The organism is Vreelandella azerica (assembly GCF_013112225.1).
Classification (GTDB): domain Bacteria; phylum Pseudomonadota; class Gammaproteobacteria; order Pseudomonadales; family Halomonadaceae; genus Vreelandella; species Vreelandella azerica.
The window spans coordinates 117,604-135,860 of the sequence record NZ_JABFHI010000005.1; the positions used below are offsets into that span (position 1 = coordinate 117,604).

21 protein-coding genes and 3 pseudogenes are annotated in these 18,257 nt (G+C 58.8%); 19 read left to right on the forward strand and 5 right to left on the reverse strand.

Annotated elements, in window-relative coordinates:
- The first annotated feature begins 68 nt into the window (after window positions 1-68).
- From fdhA to HLB35_RS17430, 11 genes and pseudogenes are all read left to right on the forward strand, one after another.
- Window positions 69-1,261 (forward strand): annotated as a pseudogene (fdhA, locus tag HLB35_RS12715) (formaldehyde dehydrogenase, glutathione-independent).
- Between the two features lie 203 nt (window positions 1,262-1,464).
- Window positions 1,465-2,058: an NADH-quinone oxidoreductase subunit NuoE family protein gene (locus tag HLB35_RS17390; RefSeq protein WP_235937180.1), complete on the forward strand. Its 594-nt coding sequence runs from the start codon at window positions 1,465-1,467 to the stop codon at window positions 2,056-2,058.
- Window positions 2,059-2,078: 20 nt separating this feature from the next.
- Entirely contained in the window at window positions 2,079-2,291 is a 213-nt protein-coding gene (locus HLB35_RS17395; RefSeq protein WP_235937181.1) for a hypothetical protein, read from the forward strand.
- Window positions 2,189-2,533, forward strand: a pseudogene (locus HLB35_RS18655) (NADH-quinone oxidoreductase subunit F); the annotation flags it as partial. The gene HLB35_RS17395 and the pseudogene HLB35_RS18655, both read left to right, overlap by 103 nt.
- Window positions 2,534-2,896: 363 nt before the next feature.
- Window positions 2,897-3,181: an NADH-ubiquinone oxidoreductase-F iron-sulfur binding region domain-containing protein gene (locus HLB35_RS18970; RefSeq protein ID WP_328731924.1), complete on the forward strand. Its 285-nt coding sequence runs from the start codon at window positions 2,897-2,899 to the stop codon at window positions 3,179-3,181.
- 10 nt (window positions 3,182-3,191) lie between these two features.
- Window positions 3,192-3,974, forward strand: a complete 783-nt coding sequence (locus HLB35_RS17410) for a 2Fe-2S iron-sulfur cluster-binding protein (protein WP_235937182.1) — start codon at window positions 3,192-3,194, stop codon at window positions 3,972-3,974.
- Window positions 3,971-4,318, forward strand: coding sequence for a hypothetical protein (locus HLB35_RS17415; protein ID WP_235937210.1), 348 nt, complete (start codon window positions 3,971-3,973; stop codon window positions 4,316-4,318). The genes HLB35_RS17410 and HLB35_RS17415 overlap by 4 nt, the downstream gene beginning before the upstream one ends.
- Window positions 4,258-6,024, forward strand: a complete 1,767-nt coding sequence (locus tag HLB35_RS17420) for a molybdopterin oxidoreductase family protein (RefSeq protein ID WP_235937211.1) — start codon at window positions 4,258-4,260, stop codon at window positions 6,022-6,024. The genes HLB35_RS17415 and HLB35_RS17420 overlap by 61 nt, the downstream gene beginning before the upstream one ends.
- On the forward strand, window positions 6,021-6,269 hold the full coding sequence (locus HLB35_RS12730) for a hypothetical protein (RefSeq protein ID WP_171702873.1): 249 nt from the start codon (window positions 6,021-6,023) through the stop codon (window positions 6,267-6,269). Before HLB35_RS17420 ends, HLB35_RS12730 begins: the two co-directional genes overlap by 4 nt.
- A 108-nt stretch (window positions 6,270-6,377) precedes the next feature.
- Window positions 6,378-6,650, forward strand: coding sequence for a hypothetical protein (locus tag HLB35_RS17425; RefSeq protein WP_171702793.1), 273 nt, complete (start codon window positions 6,378-6,380; stop codon window positions 6,648-6,650).
- Window positions 6,647-6,811 carry a hypothetical protein gene (locus HLB35_RS17430; protein WP_171702794.1) on the forward strand — a complete coding sequence of 55 codons (165 nt, stop codon included), beginning with the start codon at window positions 6,647-6,649 and terminating at the stop codon, window positions 6,809-6,811. Before HLB35_RS17425 ends, HLB35_RS17430 begins: the two co-directional genes overlap by 4 nt.
- Window positions 6,812-7,050: 239 nt before the next feature.
- On the opposite strand, the pseudogene HLB35_RS12745 reads toward HLB35_RS17430, so the two are convergent.
- The 5 genes and pseudogenes from HLB35_RS12745 to HLB35_RS16545 all read right to left on the reverse strand — a co-directional run.
- Window positions 7,051-7,731 (reverse strand): annotated as a pseudogene (locus HLB35_RS12745) (BCCT family transporter); the annotation flags it as partial.
- A 153-nt stretch (window positions 7,732-7,884) separates the two neighbouring features.
- Window positions 7,885-9,435: a trimethylamine methyltransferase family protein gene (locus HLB35_RS12750; protein WP_171702874.1), complete on the reverse strand. Its 1,551-nt coding sequence runs from the start codon at window positions 9,433-9,435 to the stop codon at window positions 7,885-7,887.
- Window positions 9,436-9,500: 65 nt separating this feature from the next.
- Window positions 9,501-10,451, reverse strand: a complete 951-nt coding sequence (gene folD, locus HLB35_RS12755; RefSeq protein ID WP_171702875.1) for a bifunctional methylenetetrahydrofolate dehydrogenase/methenyltetrahydrofolate cyclohydrolase FolD — start codon at window positions 10,449-10,451, stop codon at window positions 9,501-9,503.
- Window positions 10,452-10,529: 78 nt separating this feature from the next.
- Window positions 10,530-11,408 (reverse strand): formyltetrahydrofolate deformylase, encoded by an 879-nt coding sequence (gene purU / locus HLB35_RS12760; RefSeq protein WP_171702876.1) that lies wholly within the window; start codon window positions 11,406-11,408, stop codon window positions 10,530-10,532.
- A complete protein-coding gene (locus HLB35_RS16545; RefSeq protein ID WP_216601523.1) occupies window positions 11,405-11,668 on the reverse strand; it encodes a hypothetical protein in 264 nt (87 codons plus the stop codon). The genes purU and HLB35_RS16545 overlap by 4 nt, the downstream gene beginning before the upstream one ends.
- A 164-nt stretch (window positions 11,669-11,832) precedes the next feature.
- On the opposite strand from HLB35_RS16545, the gene HLB35_RS12765 reads away from it, so the two are divergent.
- The 8 genes from HLB35_RS12765 to HLB35_RS17915 all read left to right on the forward strand — a co-directional run bounded on the left by HLB35_RS12765 (window position 11,833) and on the right by HLB35_RS17915 (window position 18,257).
- Window positions 11,833-12,531: a corrinoid protein gene (locus HLB35_RS12765; protein WP_171702877.1), complete on the forward strand. Its 699-nt coding sequence runs from the start codon at window positions 11,833-11,835 to the stop codon at window positions 12,529-12,531.
- Between the two features lie 13 nt (window positions 12,532-12,544).
- Window positions 12,545-13,174, forward strand: a complete 630-nt coding sequence (locus tag HLB35_RS12770) for a DUF1638 domain-containing protein (RefSeq protein WP_171702878.1) — start codon at window positions 12,545-12,547, stop codon at window positions 13,172-13,174.
- A complete protein-coding gene (locus HLB35_RS12775) occupies window positions 13,162-13,476 on the forward strand; it encodes a virulence factor (protein ID WP_171702879.1) in 315 nt (104 codons plus the stop codon). Before HLB35_RS12770 ends, HLB35_RS12775 begins: the two co-directional genes overlap by 13 nt.
- A gap of 100 nt (window positions 13,477-13,576) precedes the next feature.
- Window positions 13,577-14,050, forward strand: coding sequence for a methylenetetrahydrofolate reductase C-terminal domain-containing protein (locus HLB35_RS12780; RefSeq protein ID WP_171702880.1), 474 nt, complete (start codon window positions 13,577-13,579; stop codon window positions 14,048-14,050).
- Between the two features lie 11 nt (window positions 14,051-14,061).
- Window positions 14,062-15,120 carry a methylenetetrahydrofolate reductase gene (locus HLB35_RS12785; RefSeq protein WP_171702881.1) on the forward strand — a complete coding sequence of 353 codons (1,059 nt, stop codon included), beginning with the start codon at window positions 14,062-14,064 and terminating at the stop codon, window positions 15,118-15,120.
- Between the two features lie 70 nt (window positions 15,121-15,190).
- Window positions 15,191-16,105, forward strand: a complete 915-nt coding sequence (locus HLB35_RS12790; RefSeq protein WP_171702882.1) for a dihydropteroate synthase — start codon at window positions 15,191-15,193, stop codon at window positions 16,103-16,105.
- Window positions 16,106-16,200: 95 nt separating this feature from the next.
- Window positions 16,201-17,949 carry an ASKHA domain-containing protein gene (locus HLB35_RS12795; RefSeq protein WP_216601524.1) on the forward strand — a complete coding sequence of 583 codons (1,749 nt, stop codon included), beginning with the start codon at window positions 16,201-16,203 and terminating at the stop codon, window positions 17,947-17,949.
- Window positions 17,946-18,257, forward strand: coding sequence for an ASKHA domain-containing protein (locus HLB35_RS17915; protein WP_216601525.1), 312 nt, complete (start codon window positions 17,946-17,948; stop codon window positions 18,255-18,257). Before HLB35_RS12795 ends, HLB35_RS17915 begins: the two co-directional genes overlap by 4 nt.

Sequence of the window (18,257 nt, forward strand, 5' to 3'; positions counted from 1 at the left end):
TAGCCATTGCCACGACTATTACAGCTACAACCATCATTACAACTACAACAATGAAAGAGGAAATCATCATGAGCCAGGGTAATCGCGGTGTCGTCTACAAAGGGCCGGGTAAGGTGGCCGTTGAAAGCATTCCGTTCCCGGAGCTCTCACTTGGCAAGCGCAAGTGCGAGCATGGCGTCATCCTTAAAGTTATCACCACCAACATCTGCGGCAGCGACCAACATATGGTGCGTGGCCGTACCACGGCTCCGGAAGGTTTGGTGCTGGGTCACGAGATCACCGGTGAGGTCATCGAGTGTGGCCGTGACGTGGAATTTCTGAGCGTGGGTGACATCGTCTCGGTACCGTTCAACATTGCCTGCGGGCGCTGCCGTAACTGTAAGGAAGGCCAGACAGGTATCTGCCTGAACGTTAATCCGGCACGCCCGGGGGCTGCCTATGGCTATGTCGACATGGGCGGCTGGGTTGGCGGTCAGACGGAATACGTCATGGTGCCTTACGCAGACTTCAACCTGCTCAAGTTCCCAGATCGAGAGCAGTCGATGGAAAAAATCGGCGACCTTACCCTGCTGTCGGATATCTTCCCGACCGGCTTCCATGGCTGCTATACCGCAGGCGTCGGCCCCGGTAGTACTGTCTACATTGCCGGTGCTGGCCCGGTGGGGCTTGCCGCTGCGGTATCGGCACAGCTGCTTGGCGCAGCGTGTGTGATTGTGGGTGATATGAACCCCGAGCGCCTTGAACAGGCCCGTAAGTTTGGCTGCGAGACCCTGGATCTGCGTCAGGACACCCCGATGGCTGACATGCTTGAACCTATTCTTGGCGAGCGTGAGGTTGACAGTGCAGTCGACGCTGTGGGCTTCGAGGCCCGTTGCCATGGCCATAATCACGCCCATGAGCAGCCTGCCACTGTGCTCAATGCCTGTATGGATATTACCCGTGCCGGGGGCAGATTGGTATTCCTGGCCTTTACGTCACTGAAGACCCGGGCGCCGCTACCAGCGAAGCCAGGCTGGGTAACCTGTCCATGCGCCTCGGGCTGGGTTGGGCTAAGTCGCACTCCTTCCATACCGGTCAATGTCCAGTGATGAAATACCACCGTCAGCTGATGCAGGCAATCCTGTTTGACAAGGTGCAGATTGCCAAGGCGGTCAACGTTCAGTTTATCTCCCTAGACGATGCGCCGCGAGGCTATGCTGACTTTGATGGTGGTGTGGCCAAGAAGTTTGTCATGGACCCGCACGGCAGCGTCGCCGCCTGATGCCTTGATGGGCCGCCTGAGACCAGGCGACCCTCTTGGGTTCTTCAGTGCGATTGCATGGCCTGTGTGAAAGTGCGAACGGAAAGCAACCTGCCCAGAATCGCTATCCGCTGGGCGAAGTCGTTTTTAGGTATCGTGTTTTCACCTCTGTTTTGCCACTATCGACCCTATATTCTTTCCCCCAGCATTAAGATCGAGATGCCATGACTGTTCACACAGAGATCCCCAAGCGCCACCTGCGCGGCAAGCCACGCGGACGCTCACTTGCCCCGGACGCCCTGGATGCCTTGCGTCAACTGCTCGGTGATGAACGCGAGCAGCCGCAGCGGCGCCAACGTGATCTGTTGATCGAACATCTGCACGTGATTCAGGATGCCCTTGGCCACTTGCCGCTGACCCATCTACGCGCCCTGGCCGCTTACATGAACCTGCCCATGGCCGAGGTGTACGAAACCGCCACCTTCTACGCCCACTTTGATGTCATCCACGACGATCAATCGCCGCCTCCAGCGCTGACGCTGCGGGTATGTGATTCCCTGTCCTGCCAGCTGGCCGGTGCTGACGCTCTGCGCAATGAACTTGCGGCAGGCACCGACCCCGCCGAGGTGCGCGTGTTGCGCGCCCCTGCATGGGCCGCTGTGATACGGCGCCTGTGGTGGAAGTGGGTCACTACCATCTGGGCCATGCCAGTGTTGAGCGCGTTCAGGCGGCCATCGCTGCCGATCACATTCACCCTGAACCCTTGGACTGGCCACGCCTTGACGCGTATCGGCAAACCGGTGGTTACGCCCTGCTAAGCGCCTGCTGGGCGGGGGAGGTGAGTGTTGAAAGCCTGATGGACACCCTGGAAAAGGCCAATCTGCGCGGGCTGGGGGCGCGGGTTTCCCGACCTTTAAAAAATGGTTTTTCGTCCGCGCCGAGGCCGGGCCGCGCTATTGCGCCATCAACGCCGATGAAGGCGAGCCGGGCACTTTCAAGGATCGTTATTACCTGGAGCGCGCGCCCCATCAGTTTCTCGAAGGCGCCCTGATCAGCGCCTGGGCCGTGGAAGCAGACGCCCTGTACATCTACTTGCGTGATGAATACCAGGCGCTGCATACGGTGTTGCATCAGGCCATTGCAGAGCTGGAAGCCGCCGGGCTGGTGGCACCGGGCTATATCGTGGTGCGCCGCGGAGCAGGCGCCTATATCTGCGGGGAAGAGTCAGCGATGATCGAATCGCTGGAAGGCAAGCCCGGTAAGCCTCGCCATCGGCCGCCCTTTGTGGCCCAGCGTGGATTATTTGACCGCCCGACCCTGGTCAATAACGTCGAAACCGTCTACTGGATTCCGGCCATTCATGCCCAGGGCGCCGAATGGTTTGCCAACCACGGCCGCCACGGGCGTAGCGGCCTGCGCAGCTTTTCGGTCTCTGGCCGGGTGAATAACCCCGGCGTGCATCTGGCCCCGGCGGGTATCACCCTGAACGAACTGATTAACGAATACGCCGGTGGCCTACAGGACGGCCACACCCTGGCCGGGTATCTGCCGGGAGGCGCCTCGGGCGGTATTCTGCCCGCCAGCAAGGCCGATATCCCGCTAGATTTTGACACCTTGCAGGAGCACGGCTGCTTTATCGGCTCAGCCGCCGTGGTGGTGTTTTCCGAGCAGGACAACCTGCGTAATGTCGCCACCAATCTGCTGGGCTTCTTTGCTGATGAATCCTGCGGCCAGTGCACGCCCTGTCGCGTGGGTACCGAGAAGATGCTCACCCTGCTGGAACGCGATGCCTGGGAGGTTGCCACCCTTGAGCGGCTTTCCCAGGTCATGATGGATGCCTCCATCTGTGGGTTAGGCCAGGCCGCACCCAACCCGGTACTGGGGCTGCTGCGCGATTTCCGCACTGAGCTTGCCGCCCAGAACGTCATTATCAAAGGGTAAGGAGAACCTTATGAACCAAGAGACCTTTACCCTCACGCTGGATGGCGCAGCCGTGACGGCTTACCCCGGCGACACCCTCTGGCAGGTCGCCAAGCGCGCCGGAGAAACCATTCCGCACCTGTGCTTCAAGGATGCCGAGGGCTACCGTGCCGACGGCAACTGCCGCGCCTGCATGGTCGAGGTGCAAGGCGAACGCGCCCTGGTCGCCAGCTGCCTGCGTGAGGCCAAGCCTGGCATGGTGGTGCATAGTGCCACCTCTGAACGCTCGCGGGTGGCCCGCGAAGGCGTGCTGGAAATGCTCGCCGTGGACCAGCCGCCCCGCGAGCAGAGTCCGGACGCCTCCAGTCATTTCTGGGCCATGGCCGATCAGCTGGCGATTGATGTCGGTGAGGTAAGTGAGCGCTTACCCAAGCGCAGTGAACGAACTACGCCCACCGTGCACCATGTGGCCGAGCGCGAAAGCGCCGTCGTCAAAGACCGCTCGCACAGTGCCATGGCGGTCAACCTCGATGCCTGCATTGAATGCAACCTGTGCGTACGCGCCTGCCGCGAAGTGCAGGTCAACGACGTCATCGGCCTGGCCCATCGTGGCAGTGCCTCAAAAATCGTTTTCGACTTTGATGACCCCATGGGCGACAGCACCTGTGTGGCCTGTGGCGAATGCGTGCAGGCCTGCCCGACCGGAGCCCTGATGCCCGCCACCCTGGTTGACGAACACGGCGGGGGGACAGTGCCGCGACCGATAAACAGGTCGACTCCGTCTGCCCCTATTGCGGCGTCGGCTGCCAGCTGACCTACCACCTCAAGAACGACGAGATTGTCTATGTGGAAGGCCGCAACGGGCCATCCAACCATAATCGCCTGTGCGTGAAAGGCCGCTTCGGGTTTGACTACCCGCGCCATCCGTCACGCCTGACCACCCCGCTGATCCGCCGTGAGGGTGTGGCCAAGGGGCTTGATCCAGACTTCGACCCCGCCCAGCCGCTGACTCACTTCCGTGAGGCCAGCTGGGAAGAGGGACTGGAATTTGCCGCCACCGGCCTGATCAACCTGAAAAAGAACAGGGGCCGCAAGCGCTGGCGGGCTTTGGTAGCGCCAAATGCTCCAACGAAGAAGCCTGGCTGTTCCAGAAGCTGATCCGTACCGGCTTTGGCACCAATAACGTCGACCACTGCACAAGGCTGTGCCACGCAAGTTCAGTGGCGGCGCTGATGGAATGCCTGGGCTCTGGCGCGGTTACCGCGTCCTTTATGCAGGCGGCCAACGCCGATGTGGTGATTCTCACCGGCTGCAACCCGGCGGTAAACCATCCGGTCGCGGCCACCTTCTTCAAACAGGCCGCCAAGCGCGGCACCCAGTTCATCATTATCGACCCCCGTGGCCAGGCGCTGGATGCTTACGCCCACCTGAGCGTGCGCTTTAAACCCGGTTCTGACGTGGCGCTGTTCAATGCGTTACTCAATGTCATCGTCACTGAAGGTCTCTTTGATGAGACCTACATTGCCGAGCATACCGAAGGCTTCGAGGCCCTCAAGGCTCATGTGGTCGACATGACCCCAGAGGCCATGAGCGAGCAGTGTGGCGTAGAGGCTGAGACCATTCGCGAGGTGGCGCGCCTGTATGCCAATGCCGAGCGCGCCATGATCTTCTGGGGCATGGGCATCTCCCAGCATACCCACGGCACCGATAACGCCCGCTGCCTGATCTCGCTGGCCCTGGCTTGTGGCCATACCGGCCGCCCCGGTACCGGCCTGCACCCGCTGCGTGGCCAGAACAACGTTCAGGGCGCCTCGGATGCGGGTATGATCCCCATGGTGATGCCTGACTATCAGCCGGTTGGCGATGATCAACTGCGCTCCGCCTTTGAGGAGCTGTGGAATACGCCGCTGGATAATCAGCCCGGCCTGACTGTGGTCGAGATCATGGATGCCATTCATGCAGGCACCATTCGCGGCATGTATATCCTGGGTGAAAACCCGGCCATGTCTGACCCCGATCTCACCCATGCCCGTGAGGCGCTCGGCAAGCTGGAGCATCTGGTGGTGCAGGACCTGTTCGTGACCGAAACCGCCCAGTTCGCCGATGTGATTCTGCCTGCTTCGGCCTGGCCCGAGAAAGACGGCAGCGTGACCAACACCAACCGTCAGGTGCAGCTGGGCCGTGCGGCCATGCCGCTGCCCGGCGATGCCCGCCCGGACTGGTGGATCATCCAGCAGCTGGCCAACCGCTTCGGCCTGGGCTGGCACTACCAGCACCCCAGTGAGGTGTTTGCGGAAATGAAGCAGGGCATGGCCTCGCTTGATCATATCAGCTGGGAACGCCTGGAACGCGAACAGTCGGTGACCTACCCCTGCCCGAGTGACGACGCCCCCGGCCAGGACGTCGTCTTTGGCGATGCCTTCCCCCGCGAAGGGGGCAAGGCCAAGTTCGCCGCCACCCGGCCCATTCCGCCAGATGAACCGGTGGATGACGACTACCCAACGGTGCTCACCACCGGCCGCCAGCTGGAGCATTGGCATACCGGCTCGATGACTCGGCGTGCCAAGGTGCTGGATGAGCTGGAACCGGAAGCTGTGGCCAGTCTCTCCATCAATGAAATGCAGCGGCTGAAGTTGGCGCCGGGAGACCGCCTGACCATCACCACCCGGCGTGGCCGTATCACACTGGCCGCACGGGTTGACCCCGGCATGCCGGATGGCATGGTATTTATCCCCTTCGCCTATGCCGAAGCGGCCGCCAACCTGCTGACCAACTCCGCGCTGGACCCGGACGGCAAGATCCCCGAGTTCAAATACGCCGCCTGCCGCCTGGCCGCCGTCGAAAAAGAGGAGGTCACCTCATGATGATCACTGAGTTGGTGGATGGCGAAGATTTTCGCCAGCGCCTGATCAGTATTGGCCTGGTGCCGCCGGTGGATGCCAGCCCCGCTGACTTAGCCGAAATCGCCGCCTGCCGCTATCAGGCAGGTGGCCTGGCTGCGCTGCCGGAAACCGTCGCGGATCTGCTGCGCTACAAGGATGTCATGCTGCCGGAAGTGCTTGAGGCGATTGAGAAAAGCCTGTTGCCGGTGATTGACCAGCCAGGATGACACATCTTGAAACCGCGAGATGACTTGCCGCACTACACGCTTTATGGCTTGCCGGACAGTGCCAATCTGGCCGTGCGTATGGTGCTTGAACAGCACGCTATTTAGTTAATGGGCGGACCTATTTTGGAAACCTGGACGGGCATGTGTATGTATTGGAACGGCCACTACATCACGCCTTTGTTTGAGGAAAAAAATCGAAGACGTCATGTGGTCGGTGGAAGCCACCTGGCCTGGCTAGGCACCGAGGTGAACCTGGCACAGCTTGACAGCCTGATGGAGGATAAAGACATGTTGGCAGAGAATTTAGAGAACCTGGTCAAGAAAGAACGTTTGGAAGGTGAGCAGGTAGGGATTCAAAAGGGCGTCAGGAAGGGCGCTTGACTGAAGCACGCGACGTGCTGCGCACCCAGCTTGGCTTGAAGTTTGGCGAGGTACCCGATTGGGTAGAAACCCAGCTGATGCAAGCTGACCATGAGCAACTACAACAGTGGATGCGTGAAGTGCTGTTTGCTGATCACCTGGATACCATGTTCACGCGGTAGTCGGAATTTGTAGATGATGCCGGCAACAGTGACACTACCACTGGAGCGCATGACCATCTGGCAGGCGGGCATTCCCCAGCGCCGCCTACACGACATCATAGTCTCCAAGTCGCTTTCAAATACATCTTCTGAGCTTATGCGCGTCAGTGGATATTGTCTGCAAAAAAAACCGGCCATTGGGCCGGTTTTATGGTTGTGGGATGTCAGCAAGGCGGCGCTGTGGCCGCCTTGCGTATCTATCAGGTCACGGCGGGTTTCTTGACCTTTTCTGCACTCCCTGTGGTGATCAGGCGGTGTTCGCTCAACAGCCCCTTGACCACGGCGATACAGCTAACCAGCAGCACGATGGTGAAGGGCAAGCCGGTGGAAACCGCCATGGCCTGCAAGGCGACCAGGCCGCCGCCTGTGATCAGGGCAATTGCGATCATGGCTTCGATAATGGCCCAAAACACGCGCTGAGGCTTGGGTGCATCCACCTTGCCGCCTGCTGTGATTGCATCAATCACCAGAGAGCCGGAATCTGATGAGGTAATAAAGAACACAATCACCAGAATGATACCGACAAAGGAAGTAATCGCCGTCAGGGGGAGCTCACCCAGCATCACGAACAGCTTGAGCTCCAGGGCAGCATCCCTGACGCCTTCAAAGCCAACTGCCACAAGCTGATCAACAGCGGTGCCGCCCAGGGCGGTCATCCAGATCACCGAGACCACAGACGGAATCAGCAGCACAGCGATCAGGAATTCGCGAACGGTACGGCCACGAGAAACACGGGCGATAAACATGCCAACGAAGGGTGACCAGGAAATCCACCACGCCCAGTAGAAGGCTGTCCAACCCTGGCTGAAGTTGGCATCTTCACGCCCGAAGGGCTGTGAAAGTGCTGGCAGATACTGAAGGTAAGCCATCAGGTTGTCGAATCAGCCTTGCCTTCTGGAGCTGGAAAGCCATCAGACGTTTCTGGTTTTGCATCTTGCATAAGCCATAACCTCGTTTATTATTATTTAGCTTAGGTTGCCTGGTAGGTGAATGAACGCCGTGCCCGGTCAGGCAGCACCGGGCACGGCAGTGGGTTAAATGTTGGAGTCAGGGAAGGAGGCCTTGCGCTCCTCGATATAGGCGAGCAGAGCTGCATCAATGGCCGGGTCGAGCTCAGGCGCCTGGTATTCCGCCAGCAGCTTCTTCCAGCGGGCGTTGGCGCGTTGGCCCATATCCAGGCGGCCGTCGACATCCCACTGTTCGAAGCTGTTGTTGTCGGTGATCGGTGAGAGGTAGAAAGCGTTCTTGAAGTTGGCCTGGGTATGGGCGCAGCCGAGAAAGTGCTGGCCGGGGCCGACTTCACGAATGGCATCCATGGCCTGGCCGTTTTCAGAAAGATCCACGCCTTTGAGCATGGTCTGCATCATGCCGGTCTGATCGGCATCCATGATGAATTTCTCATAGCCCATGGCCAGCCCGCCTTCCATCCAGCCCGCTGAATGCAGCGCAAAGTTGACCCCACCAAGGGTGGTTGGCAGCAGGGTGTTGGCGCTTTCGCTGGCAGCCTGGGCGTCGGGTAATTTTGAGGCGGTGAGCGAGCCGCCGGAGCGGAAGGGAACACCCAGGCGGCGGGCTAGATTAGCCATGATATAAAGCACCAGGGCGGGTTCCGGGGTGCCGAAAGTGGGCGCGCCGGATTGCATCGACATGGAGCTGGCAAAACTGCCCATGATCACTGGGGCACCCGGGTTAACCAGCTGGACGAAAGCCATACCGGCCATGGCTTCGGCCAGGGTCTGGGCGGCAGTGCCAGCGACCGTGACCGGCGACATGGCCCCGGCCAGAATAAAGGGGGTGATGATGCAGGCCTGGTTGGCACGGGCATAGACCTTGGCGGCGCCGAGCATGGTGTCGTCAAAAGTCATCGGTGAGTTGGCATTGATCAGGTTGACGACACAGGTGCGCGGTTTGCCAGTGTCCGGGTCGATCCAGCGCTCGCCGAACAGGATCTTGGCCATTTCCACCGTGTCCTGGGCGCGATCCGGGTGGGTGACCGAACCCATAAAGGGCTTGTCGGAATACTTCATATGGCTGTAGACCATATCGAAGTGCCGTTTGTTGACGGGCAGGTCGACCGGCTCGCAGATGGTGCCACCGGAATGGTGGATGCTCGGCGACATATAAGCCAGCTTGATAAAATTCTGGAAATCTTCCAGGGTGCCGTAGCGGCGACCCTTGTCCAGGTCATACACAAAGGGGCTTCCATAAGCCGGTACAAACACCGTGTTGGCGCCGCCAATTTCAACGTTGCGTTCCGGGTTGCGGGCATGCTGGGTGAACTGGCGCGGGGCGCTTGCCTGAATCAGCTGGCGGCACAGGCCACGCGGCATGCGTACGCGTTCGCCCTGAACGTCTGCACCCGCGTCACGCCAGATCTGCAGCGCTTCTTCATCATCGCGAAAATCGATGCCGACTTCTTCAAGGATGGTCTCGGCGTTGTTTTCGATGACCGATAAGCCCTCGTCACCGAGCACCTCAAAATAGGGAATCTGGCGGGTGATGTAAGGCTGGATGGGGGCGGCAGCCTGGGCGCCACGGCGTGAGGCGCTGGAGCGTGAAGAACGGCGACGAGTAGTGGTGGTCATGGGACAACTCCGTGATGATTGCGTAACGCTGGCGAGCTTGGCTTGCCAGCATTTTTTATTGTGGCTCAGGGGGTTGTTGCCGCCTGAGGCTGCCAGGCACGTTCTGCCAGGTCGTCGGGGAAAGGTAGATTCAGCTGCTGGTAACTGGCCTGTAGGGTGTTCAACAGCAGGCAGGCAATGGTCATGGGGCCAACACCACCGGGCACAGGCGTAATGGCACCAGCAAGATCCTGTACTGACTGAAAATCGATATCACCGGTCAGGCGGGTTCTGTCATCTTCCTCAATACGGTTAATACCAACATCAATCAGCACAGCACCGGGTTTGATCCAGTCGCGCTTGACCATGCCGGGTCGACCTACCGCCACCACCAGAATATCGGCTTGGCGGCAGATAGCAGGTAGATCATGGGTGCGCGAGTGGGCGACGGTAACGGTGCAGTTAGCCTGCAGCAGCAGGTTGGCCATGGGTTTGCCAACAATGTTGGAGCGCCCGAGAACGACCGCATGCTGCCCGCTCAAGTCGCCCAGCTGATGTTCAAGCAGTAGCTTGCAGCCCAGCGGTGTGCAGGGCGTCATACCTTGGCCATCAATGGCAACCTGGCCCACGTTGATAGGGTGAAAGCCGTCGACGTCCTTGGCCGGGGCAATGGCCTGGATAATGCGGGTTTCGGCAATATGGTCAGGTAAGGGCAGCTGTACCAGAATACCGTTGACGGCTGGGTCCTGATTGAGCTGGTCAATCAGTGCCAGCAGCGCCTGCTCGGAGACGCTGGCATCCAGGCGGTGCTCAAATGATTGCATGCCTACCTCGCCCGCCTGCCGGGCTTTATTGCGTACATACACCTGGCTGGCCGGGTCTTCACCTACCAGCACGACCGCCAACCCTGGGGTTACCTGATGATGGGTATGCAGATGGGCTACCTGCTCACCAATGGCTTCTCTTAGCTTGGCCGCCATTGCCTTGCCATCTATCAACTTGCCATCTACCCGCTTATCACCTACCAAATGGGGCATATTTCACTCCTGGTGCTGTTCAAACCACGTACTTTCTAAAACACCTACTTTTCAAGCGCAGACCAATCGGTTCACTGGTTACCGAAATACAACGGTCTTGTTGCCGTTGGGGAAGACGCGGTGTTCCAGGTGGAAACGTACAGCTCGGGAGAGCGCCATGTTTTCGGCATCGCGGCCAACAGCGGCCAGCTGGGCGGGGCTGTAACCATGATCAACGCGTTCGACTACCTGCTCGATGATCGGCCCTTCGTCCAGGTCAGTGGTGACGTAGTGGGCGGTGGCGCCAATCAGCTTCACGCCGCGTTCGAACGCCTGGTGATAGGGTTTGGCGCCCTTGAATCCGGGTAGGAAGGAGTGGTGAATATTGATAGCACGACCCGAGAGCTTTTCGCACAGTTCCGGTGAGAGAATCTGCATATAGCGTGCCAGTACCACCAGATCAGCACCGGTTTCGTCAATAATGTCCAGCAGACGCTGTTCCTGCTCCTGCTTGGTGTCCGGAGTGATCGGCAGATGGTAGTAGGGAATCTCGTACCAGTCGGCCAGGCGTTTGAGATCAGGATGATTGGAGACGATGGCAGGAATCTGCATATTGATCTCACCGGTGCGCTGGCGGTAGAGCAGGTCATCCAGGCAGTGGTCAAACTTGGAGACCATGATCAGCACCTTGGGCTGCGTCAAGGTGTCGTGAAGTTCCCACTCCATCTTGTCGCGATCAGCCACGCCATTCCCAAATTCTTCGCGCATTTCCTCCAGTGAGGGTGTAATTCCGGGCGTGGTGGAAAACAGGCAGCGCAAAAAGAAGTTACCGGTGGAGATTTCATCAAACTGCGCCAGCTCGGAAATATAGCAGTTGCGCTGTGCCAGATAGGTGCTCACACGGGAAACTGTGCCGATGGCGCCACGGCAGCTGGCTTTGAGTACGTAGATATTCTTGCCCTGAGTCATTGCAGTCATAGCGGCCCTCGTCTGTCTTGCCTGTTATTGTCGTTGTGTCTTTGTATTGTTGTGTCTTCGTATTGTTGTGTCGGTTTTGTTGATTCGGAGAATCTACTCCGCTTGCCCAGCTGCGCATTCCCGCAGGCGACGTTCAGCGTCGTTCCAGCGACGGCTGCTGAAAAATAAAAAATCGCGTTAATAATTGGTAAATCAGTGGCTTGGGGCGGAAATTGAAAACTCGGAAGTTTTTTGGGTGGATGACGTTTCTCGGCATCCATAGGTCGTTCAAGCAGAAGTGACGCTGCTGGGCTGGGCCTACTCTTCAAATCCAATTCAGATAATTCCGACCCATCCAGCATTAGGCAATTTTCAAACCTGTTTACGCTGAGGGGTGTGCAGAACCGCTGGGCATTAAAGGCCCATGAACGCAAGAGGCAAGGCCATGACAGATACCTACGACGACGAAGATTTTGATCTCAACGAGCTACCGGACGATGAGCTTGTTGAGCAGATGCATGACGACCTTTATAACGGCCTGCGTGAAGAAGTGGTTGAGGGAACCGAAATTCTGCTGGAGCGCGGCTGGAGTGCCAGCCGGGTGCTAGACGAAGCGCTTGTCGGTGGTATGGCAATCGTTGGAGTGGATTTCCGCGACGGCATTCTGTTTGTTCCTGAGGTATTGATGGCGGCCAACGCCATGAAAGGCGGCATGGAAGTGCTGCGCCCGCTGTTGGCCGCGTCCGATTCGGAAACCATCGGCAAGATCGTGATTGGCACGGTGAAAGGCGACATTCACGATATCGGCAAGAACCTGGTGTCGATGATGATGGAAGGTGCCGGTTTTGAGGTGGTTGATATCGGTATCAATATTCCGGTGGAAGACTACCTGGCCGCTCTGGAAGAGCACAAACCGGATATTCTCGGCATGTCAGCACTGCTAACCACCACCATGCCCTATATGAAGGTAGTGATTGATACCTTGGTCGAGAAAGGCTTGCGTGACGACTACATCGTCATGGTGGGCGGTGCGCCGCTGAATGAAGAGTTTGGTCAGGCAATTGGCGCAGATGCCTACTGCCGTGATGCCGGGGTGGCTGTGGATATGGCCAAGGATCTTATCGCCCGCCGTCGCGCCGCCTGAGCCGCGTAGATCAATGGCGATGGTGATTCTGGCCTGCGGCGCCCTCGCGCGTGAGATCAAGGCAGTGGTAGCCGCTAACGGCTGGCAGGATGTCCGGCTGGAATGCCTACCGGCACACCTGCACAACGAGCCCCACCGCATTCCGGAAGCCGTCAGGGAAAAGCTGCTGCAGCTTGAAGTAGGCGAGCAGGTGTTTGTGGCCTATGCCGATTGCGGTACCGGCGGGCGTCTGGATGGCGTGCTGGCGGAGTTTGGTGCCGAGCGTTTACCGGGTGCTCACTGCTACGATGTGTTTGCGGGGGAAGCGGTGATTGCTGCATTGGCCGAGCAGGCGCCCGGCACCTTCTATCTGACCGATTTCCTGGCGCGACACTTTGATCGACTGGTACTCCACGAACTCGGTATTGAGCGCCACCCTGAACTGGCCCAGCTGTATTTTGGCCAGTATCAGCGCCTGGTGTACTTGTCCCAGCGTGATGACGCTGAGCTTCAGCGTCTCGCTGAGCGTGCCGCACAGCGGTTAGGGCTGGCATTTGAGAAGCGCCATACCGGTTACGGTGGCCTTGAAACCAGCCTGGTGCGCTTTGTTGAATCCCCAGTGGCTGCCTTGTCGGGCAGCGAGGAGCCTGAATGGCCTCAATGATTGTTGTTAGTTGGCGGGATATTCCGGCCCAGATCATCGTCAAGCAGGGTCGCCGAACAGCCAAGGTGATGCTGTCGGAACGTTTCCAGCATGCCATTGACCGCTCTGCCATGCGCGCCGGCAAAGGCGGCTCTGATGCCTATATGGAGGACTGGAAGCGCAGTGCTCCCACACCTTGCGGCGATGACATGCAAGCCGAAGCAGAAAGCGAAGCCGCGCGCCTTGAAGCCGCCTACAGCGATGAAGATCTCAAACAGCTTATTCGCCAGAAAGGAGTAACTGATGCCACTGATGCAGTGTGAAATACGGATATTGAAATATTAACGGCGAAAGACGTTCAGAATAACCACCGGCCATGTGTTTGCGATGCTGTTTTATGCCGACGCTGTCAGGGGAAATGCCATGTATAAGGTCAGACGCTGGGTGGTGCGCCACTCCCGTTTTTTTGAAGCGGTTTACCGGACCTTTGAACCGGTCATCATCAAGCTGCATCCGGTATGGAAGCGTATCGGCTACGGACGCGTTGAAGCGCCGGTCAGGTTTGTTGAAAAAAACGTCAAGGGATTCCTGTTTGATTGCCAGATGTGCGGCAAGTGTGCGTTGTCTTCAACCGGGATGTCATGCCCGATGAACTGCCCGAAAAACCTGCGTAATGGCCCCTGTGGCGGCGTGCGGGCAAACGGTCACTGTGAGGTTGAGCCCGAGATGCGCTGCGTCTGGGTGGATGCCTGGGAAGGCAGCCAGCAGATGAAAGGCAGTGACAAGATTCATGCGGTACAGCTGCCGGTGGATAACCGCATCAAGGGGTCTTCTTCCTGGCTGCGAGAAGTCCGCCAGGTGGTCGAAACTCACGACCCTGACAGCCCTGCAAACTAAGGAGCCCGCCCATGAAATTTGATGATGAACCCGTACCGGGCTACTCGCTGCCAATCCTGCCTGGGCACACCTCACCTGGCCGCTTTGAGCGGGTGCTGCGCGCAGGCAAGTTCGCGATCACCAGTGAAATTGATCCCCCTGATTCCGCCGACCCGGCCGAAGTGCTCAAGCGGGCAGCAGTATTTGATGGCTATGTGGATGCGATCAACGCCACTGACGGCTCGGGCGCTAATTGCCATATGTCCAGCGTAGGCGTGTGCTCGCTGCTGACACGAGTGGGTTATTCAACCATTCTGCAGATTTCCTGCCGTGACCGTAACCGGATTGCCATTCAGGGCGAGATCCTCGGGGCGGCAGCCATGGGCGCCTGCAACCTGCTGTGCCTGACCGGTGACGGCGTGCAGGCAGGCGACCATCCTCAGGCCAAGCCGGTGTTTGACCTGGACTCTATGTCGCTACTGGAAACGGCCCGCACCATGCGCGATGAGAGCCGCTTTCAGAGTGGCCGCAAGCTGACCAGCCCTCCCAAACTGTTTCTGGGCGGTGCGGCCAACCCCTTTGTGCCGCCGCGTGATTGGCGCCCCCATCGTACGGCCAAGAAGGCGGCGGCGGGTGCTCAGTTTATCCAGACCCAGTACTGCTTTGATGTCCCGCTTTTGCGTGAGTACATGGCCAAGGTCAATGACCTGGGCTTGCTTGAAGGGCCGAACCGGATTTTCATCCTGCCGGGAATCGGTCCTCTGGCCTCGGCCCGAGGTGCCAAATGGATCCGCGAGAATGTACCAGGTGTGCATATTCCGGATGCGGTGATCAAGCGTCTGGAAGGCGCCGAGAACCAGAAGGAAGAAGGCAAACGCCTGTGTATGGATCTGCTGCAGGAAATCCGTGAAATCCCTGGCGTCAGCGGCGCCCATATCATGGCCTATCGCCAGGAACATGCTGTCGCTGAAATCATTGAAAAGACCGGTGTGCTGGAGGGCCGTGTGCCCTGGTATCCGGGGCGGGACAACCCTGAAGACCTCAACCCTGAATCGCCGGATGCCCTCAGTAGCACGCCTGAAACTGTTTAAGGATGGCGGTGAGGCGCCAAAACCTGCGCCGCATTGGTAACAACACTAACAAGCACAAAGAGGAAGACTCATGACTGACACCGTCATCAGCTCAGCCAGCAAGGAAGTCGTGATTGGCTTCGAACGCCCCTTCGTGGTGATTGGCGAGCGCATCAACCCCACTGGCCGCAAGCAGCTGGCCGCTGAGATGGCCGCAGGTGATTTCACCCGGGTGATCCAGGATGTCGAAGCCCAGCTGGCCAATGGCGCCCATATGCTGGATGTTAACGCCGGTATTCCGCTGGCAGACGAACCGGCGATCCTGGCCCAGACCATCCAGCTGGTGCAGTCGATTACCGATGTGCCGCTGTGTATCGATTCCTCGATTATCAAGGCGCTTGAAGCGGGCCTGAATGTCTACAAGGGCAAGGCGCTGGTCAACTCGGTAACCGGTGAGGATGAAAGCCTCGAAGCGGTGCTGCCGCTGGTCAAGAAACACGACGCTGCTGTCGTCGCCATCAGCAACGATGAAACCGGCATATCCCAGGACCCGGACGTACGTTTCAGCATTGCCAAGAAGATTGTCGAGCGCGCCGCTGATCATGGCATTCCCGCCTGCGATGTGGTGGTTGATCCGCTGGTCATGCCGATTGGCGCGGTTGGCAGTTCTGGCCGTCAGGTGTTTGCCCTCTGTCATCGCCTGCAGAAGGAACTCAAGGTTAACACCACCTGCGGGGCGTCCAACGTCAGCTTTGGTTTGCCCAACCGCAACGGCATCAATGCGGCCTTTATGAGCATGGCGATTGCATCGGGCATGACCTCAGCGATCACTAACCCGCTGCACCAGGAAATCATGACCTCCATCATGGGGGCTGACGTCATGATGAACCATGACCCCGACTGCATGCGCTGGATCCAGAAATTCCGCGAACCGCCTGCCGCCAATGCGGATGGCAGCGAAGGGCGTGGTCGCCGCCAGACCCGCCGTCGCCGTGCGGTGACCTGAGTACGCTGATTTTCTGCGTTTATATCCTGGTTATATTCCCTAGAGCCTCCTTCGAGGCTCTTTTTGCCCACGTCTGATGACGTATGGAGGCTGGCATGTCGGTTAATCAACAATCTGCAACCCCAGAGGCCGCGGTCGATGCGCTTGTCGTGTTTACGCCTTCCGGTCGGCGCGGGCGCTTTCCCGTTGGTACGCCGGTGCTTGAAGCGGCACGGGCGCTGGGTGTCGATATCGATTCAGTATGTGGTGGCCGCGGCCTGTGCGGGCGCTGTCAGGTAGACCTGTGTGAAGGCAACTTTACCAAGCATGGAGTGGAATCCCGCGCTGATCATCTGACTGACAAGAGCGACACTGAAAGTACCTGGGAAAAACGCCGTGGCGCCCTGCGCGAAGGGCGCAGGCTGAGCTGCTCCACCCAGCTGCTGGGCGATGTGCTGATTGATGTGCCGTCTGCCAGCCAGGTGCACCGCCAGATCGTTCGCAAGCGCGCTGAAGTACTGGATATTGCTCTGGATCCTATTGTGCGCCTGTACGTGGTGGATGTGCAGGAGCCGGACATGCATCTGCCTGCCTCTGATCTACGTCGCCTCAAGGAGGCGCTAGCCTACGAGTGGAACCTGAGTGACTTGGGTAACGATATCCGTGTGGTGCAGCAACTGCAGGCAGCGCTGCGCCAGGGCAACTGGCAGGTGACTGTGGCCGTGTATGACGACCAGCGCATCATCGGCGTCTGGCCGGGTTTCCAGTCCCAGGTCTACGGTATGGCAGTAGATGTGGGGTCCACCACGATAGCGGCCCACCTGTGTAACCTGCAGACCGGTGAAGTGGTGGCCTCAGCGGGGCGTATGAACCCACAGATCCGCTATGGCGAAGACCTGATGAGTCGGGTGTCCTATATCATGATGCATCCAGGTGGCGATGAGGCTATGACCCGCTCAGTGCGTGATGCACTCAATGAGTTGACCGTAGAGCTTGCCGAGGAAGCGGGCGTTAACGTGGATGCCATTCTGGAAGCCACCTTTGTTGGTAACCCCATCATGCAAAGCCTGGTGTTTGGTATTAACCCGGTGGAGCTGGGTGGCGCGCCTTTTGCCCTGGCCACGGATGAAGCCATTGATGGCCTGTGGGCCACCGAGATGGACCTGGTGATTCACCCTAATGCCCGCGTATATGGCCTGCCGTGTATTGCCGGGCACGTCGGCGCGGACACCGCCGGTATGATTCTTTCCGAAACGCCTTACCTCGGCGAAGAGTTGATGCTGCTGGTCGATGTGGGCACCAATGCCGAGATTGTACTTGGCAATCGTCACCGTTTATTGGCGTGCTCAAGCCCTACGGGGCCGGCCTTTGAAGGTGCCCAGATTAGTGGTGGCCAACGGGCAGCCACAGGCGCCATTGAGCGGGTACGCATTGACCCACTGACCCTGGAGCCGCGCTACAGCGTGATTGGCTGTGACCTATGGTCCAACCAGCCCGGCTTTGCAGAAGAAGCGGTCGGTGTGACGGGCATCTGCGGTTCGGGGATTATCGAGGTCGTCGCAGAAATGTTCCTGGCCGGTATTATCAATCAGGATGGCGTCATTCAGGGGGAGCTGGCTGAACGTAGTGAGCGCATTATTGCCGATGGGCGAACCTTCAGCTATGTGCTTCACCAGGATGATCAGCGCACCATTGCGATTACCCAGACGGATATACGCGCCATTCAACTGGCCAAGGCGGCGCTGTATGCCGGTATTCGTCTGCTGATGGAGCAGTTTGGTACGCAGCATGTTGACCGTATCCGCATTGGCGGTGCCTTTGGTGTGCGCATATTGATGTCAAGTACGCCATGGTGCTGGGATTGATCCCTGACTGTGAGCTGGAACACGTCACCTCTGCCGGTAATGCGGCGGGCACCGGTGCGCGTATTGCCCTGCTCAGCCGTAAGGCACGCCGGGATATTGAAGAGGTGGTGCGCCAGGTGGAGAAAATTGAAACTGCCACTGAGCCGCGCTTTCAGGAGCACTTTGTCGGAGCCATGGCGATTCCGCATAAAACCGACCCCTTCCCGCTGCTGCGCCAGCACGTCATGTTGCCTGCACCTGTCAACGCTCAGGGCAGCGGTGAATCACGTGGTAGCCGTCGTCGCCGTCGCCAGCAGCAGGTGCACTAG

Bases quoted from the DNA above. Each gene is read 5' to 3' on its own strand.
- HLB35_RS17390 (WP_235937180.1), top strand. From the start codon at position 1,465: ATGACTGTTCACACAGAGATCCCCAAGCGCCACCTGCGCGGCAAGCCA.
- HLB35_RS17410 (WP_235937182.1), top strand. From the start codon at position 3,192: ATGAACCAAGAGACCTTTACCCTCACGCTGGATGGCGCAGCCGTGACG.
- HLB35_RS12730 (WP_171702873.1), top strand. From the start codon at position 6,021: ATGATGATCACTGAGTTGGTGGATGGCGAAGATTTTCGCCAGCGCCTG.
- HLB35_RS17425 (WP_171702793.1), top strand. From the start codon at position 6,378: ATGGGCGGACCTATTTTGGAAACCTGGACGGGCATGTGTATGTATTGG.
- HLB35_RS12750 (WP_171702874.1), bottom strand. From the start codon at position 9,435: ATGACCACCACTACTCGTCGCCGTTCTTCACGCTCCAGCGCCTCACGC.
- folD (WP_171702875.1), bottom strand. From the start codon at position 10,451: ATGCCCCATTTGGTAGGTGATAAGCGGGTAGATGGCAAGTTGATAGAT.
- purU (WP_171702876.1), bottom strand. From the start codon at position 11,408: ATGACTGCAATGACTCAGGGCAAGAATATCTACGTACTCAAAGCCAGC.
- HLB35_RS16545 (WP_216601523.1), bottom strand. From the start codon at position 11,668: ATGGATGCCGAGAAACGTCATCCACCCAAAAAACTTCCGAGTTTTCAA.
- HLB35_RS12765 (WP_171702877.1), top strand. From the start codon at position 11,833: ATGACAGATACCTACGACGACGAAGATTTTGATCTCAACGAGCTACCG.
- HLB35_RS12770 (WP_171702878.1), top strand. From the start codon at position 12,545: ATGGCGATGGTGATTCTGGCCTGCGGCGCCCTCGCGCGTGAGATCAAG.
- HLB35_RS12775 (WP_171702879.1), top strand. From the start codon at position 13,162: ATGGCCTCAATGATTGTTGTTAGTTGGCGGGATATTCCGGCCCAGATC.
- HLB35_RS12780 (WP_171702880.1), top strand. From the start codon at position 13,577: ATGTATAAGGTCAGACGCTGGGTGGTGCGCCACTCCCGTTTTTTTGAA.
- HLB35_RS12785 (WP_171702881.1), top strand. From the start codon at position 14,062: ATGAAATTTGATGATGAACCCGTACCGGGCTACTCGCTGCCAATCCTG.
- HLB35_RS12790 (WP_171702882.1), top strand. From the start codon at position 15,191: ATGACTGACACCGTCATCAGCTCAGCCAGCAAGGAAGTCGTGATTGGC.
- HLB35_RS12795 (WP_216601524.1), top strand. From the start codon at position 16,201: ATGTCGGTTAATCAACAATCTGCAACCCCAGAGGCCGCGGTCGATGCG.